Origin of the sequence: Kitasatospora sp. NPDC059160 (genome assembly GCF_042755465.1) — a bacterium.
Taxonomy (GTDB): domain Bacteria; phylum Actinomycetota; class Actinomycetes; order Streptomycetales; family Streptomycetaceae; genus Kitasatospora.
Map to the genome: position 1 here is coordinate 4381 of NZ_JBHZCN010000198.1, position 2971 is coordinate 7351.

Consider the following 2971-nt stretch of genomic DNA (forward strand, 5'->3'; position numbering starts at 1 on the left):
CCGGGGCCCCCCGGGGGCCGGGGCCCCGCGGGCGCCGAGCCATGGGGGGGGGGGGGGGGGGGGGGGGCGGGGGGCCGCCCCCCCACCGCCGCCGCACCGTCACTGCCGCAGCGTCGCCGCCGCTTCCGCGGCCCGTCCGCACCCCCGCCCGTACCGCACTGCCAACGAGGCCCCGATGACCCCACCCGAACCCTCGCCCCTCCCACCGCCGGACGGTTCCGCCGGCCTGAGCGCCGAAGGGGTGTCCAAGCGCTTCGGCGCCGTCCAGGCGCTGACGGACGTCACGCTCTCCTTCCCGCCCGGCCAGGTCACCGCGCTGATGGGCGAGAACGGTGCCGGAAAGTCCACCCTGCTGCGCATCCTCACCGGCGACCACCGCCCCACCGAGGGCCGTGTCCTGCTGGACGGCGAGCCCCTGGACCTGCACTCCCCGCAGGACGCCCGTCGGGCCGGGATCCGGATCATCCCGCAGGAACCCGAGATCATCCCGCACGTCCCGGTCGCCGAGAACGTCTACGCCGGCTCGCTGCCGCGCACCGCCCTGCGCCGGCTGGACCGCGCCGAGCTGCGCCGCCGGATCACCGCCGACCTGGCCCGCCTGGGCTTCGACAAGGTCCTCGACCCGGACCTGCTCGGCTCTGAACTCACCGCTGCACAGCGCCAGTTGGTCGAGATCATGCGGGCCCTGACCGGTGCGGTCGCACCGCGCGCGATCGCCTTCGACGAGCCCACCTCCTCGCTCTCCGAGCACGAGGTCGAGGCGCTGTTCGCGCTGATCGGACGGCTGCGCGACCAGGGCATCGCGGTCGTCTACGTCTCCCACCGGATGAAGGAGATCTTCCGGCTCGCCGACCGGATCGCCGTGCTGCGCGACGGCCGGGTCGCCGGGGTGGTCCGGGCCGCCGCCACCGACGAGGGCGAGCTCGTCCGGCTGATGGTCGGCCGCGACCTGTCCTCGCTGTTCGTCCGCCAGCAGGTCGCCACCGAGCGCGTCGTGCTGGACGTCGACGGGGTCACCACCGACGACGTCCGCGACGTCAGCCTCCGCGTCCGGGCCGGCGAGGTGGTCGCCCTGGCCGGGCTGATCGGTGCCGGACGCTCCGAACTCGCCCTCGCGCTGGCCGGGGACGCCCCGATCCGCTCCGGCACGGTGACCCTCAACGGCGAGGTGCTGCGGCTGCGCAGCCCGCGCGACGCCATCGCCGCCGGGATCGGACTGGCGCCCGAGGAGCGCAAGGCCCAGGCCCTGTTCCTGCAGCGCACGATCCGCGACAACACCTCGCTGGTCAGCCTGCGTCGGCTCAGCCGGTGGCGGTTCGTCAAGCACCGCCAGGAGAAGGCCCTCGCCCAGGAGTACGCCGACCGGCTGCGGGTCCGCGCCCCCTCCGTCGAGGCGGAGGTGCGCACCCTGTCCGGCGGCAACCAGCAGAAGGTCGTGCTGGCCCGCTGGCTCGCCCGCCGGCCCGAGCTGCTGATCCTGGACGAGCCCACCCGCGGCGTCGACATCGGGGCCAAGGCGGAGATCTACCAGATCATCGCCGACCTGGCCCGCGAGGGCACCGCCGTGCTGGTCATCTCCTCCGAACTGCCCGAAGTGCTCGGCCTCGCCGACCGGATCGTGGTGATGCAGAACGGCCGCACCACCGGCGAGCTCAGCCGCGAGGAGGCGACCGAGGAGGCCGTCCTCGCCCTCGCCATGGCCGACGACCTCGGTGCCGATGACTTCGGTGCCGATGACTTCGGTGCCGCCGACGACCGTGCCGCGGCCGACGACCGCGCCGCCACCACCCCCGCCCAGACCGGAGAGACCCGATGACCACCGCCACGCCCCCGACCGCCCCGGTGCCGGACACCGGCGCCCTGCCCGTGCGGTCCGGCGGCCCGCGCGCCCTGCTCGCCGCGATCGGCGGGCAGAACCTCAGCCTGATCGGCGCCCTGGTCGCCGTCGTCGCCCTGTTCGGCGGGCTCAACCCCAACTTCGTCGGCTGGGACAACATCCAGGTCATCGCCGAGGCCGCCACCATCTCCGGACTGCTGGCCGTCGTCCAGACCGTCGTGATCATCTGCGGCGGCCTCGACATCTCGGTCGGCTCCCAGGCCGGCCTGGCCTCCGTCACCAGCGCCATGGTGTTCACCTCCACCGGCGCCAACCCCTTCCTCGGCATCAGCGCCTCGCTGGCCATCGGCGCGGGCATCGGCCTGTTCAACGGCGTCGTCATCGTCTACGGCCGGGTCAACCCGACCATCGCCACCCTCGCCGGGCTGGCCGCCTACAAGGGCGTCGCCCAGCTCGTCTCGGACGGCCGCGCCCAGGGCTACGTGCTCAACGACCCGGTCTTCGTCTTCCTCAGCCGGGGCCGGATCGCCGGACTGCCCACCATGGTCTGGCTGCTGATCCTCACCGCCGTCGCCGTGCACGCCCTGCTGACGTACACCGACATCGGCCGCAACATCTACGCGATCGGCGGCAACGACACCGCCGCCCGGCTGGCCGGCATCAACCTCAACAAGTACCTGATCGCCGCCTACGCCCTCTCCGGTACGGTCGCGGCCCTGGCCGGCGTGCTGCTCACCGCCCGCACCGGCAGCGGCCAGCCCGTCTCCGGCAGTGAGGGGCTGGAACTCCAGTCGATCACCGCGGCCGCGCTCGGCGGCTGCGCCCTCAAGGGCGGCAAGGGCAGCATCGGCGGCACCCTGCTGGCGGTGGCGCTGCTCGGCGCGCTGCAGAACGGGCTCACCGTCCAGGGCATCAACGCCTTCTGGCAGAACGTCGCCCAGGGGGCGCTGCTGGTGGCCGCGGTGGTGATCCAGCAGCGTCGCAACCGGGAGCGTGCGGTCGGGCTGCCGGCCTGACGTACGTCCCACGCCCCTCCCCCTCGTACTCCCGTGGGACGGACGGGACGGACCGGACGGATCGTCCCTCCGGTCCGTCCCACGGGACGGGGGCGGGAGCGCACCCGGCCCTCACCCG

At 74.1% G+C, this 2971-nt stretch carries 2 protein-coding genes; both read left to right on the forward strand.

Annotated elements, in window-relative coordinates:
* Positions 1-175: 175 nt before the first annotated feature.
* Positions 176-1816: a sugar ABC transporter ATP-binding protein gene (locus ACFXOZ_RS41475; RefSeq protein ID WP_380595238.1), complete on the forward strand. Its 1641-nt coding sequence runs from the start codon at positions 176-178 to the stop codon at positions 1814-1816.
* Positions 1813-2853 carry an ABC transporter permease gene (locus ACFXOZ_RS41480; protein ID WP_380525693.1) on the forward strand — a complete coding sequence of 347 codons (1041 nt, stop codon included), beginning with the start codon at positions 1813-1815 and terminating at the stop codon, positions 2851-2853. Before ACFXOZ_RS41475 ends, ACFXOZ_RS41480 begins: the two co-directional genes overlap by 4 nt.
* Positions 2854-2971: the final 118 nt, after the last annotated feature.

Excerpts from the sequence above, each read along its gene's own strand:
- ACFXOZ_RS41475 (WP_380595238.1), top strand. The coding sequence starts at position 176 with ATGACCCCACCCGAACCCTCGCCCCTCCCACCGCCGGACGGTTCCGCC.
- ACFXOZ_RS41480 (WP_380525693.1), top strand. The coding sequence starts at position 1,813 with ATGACCACCGCCACGCCCCCGACCGCCCCGGTGCCGGACACCGGCGCC.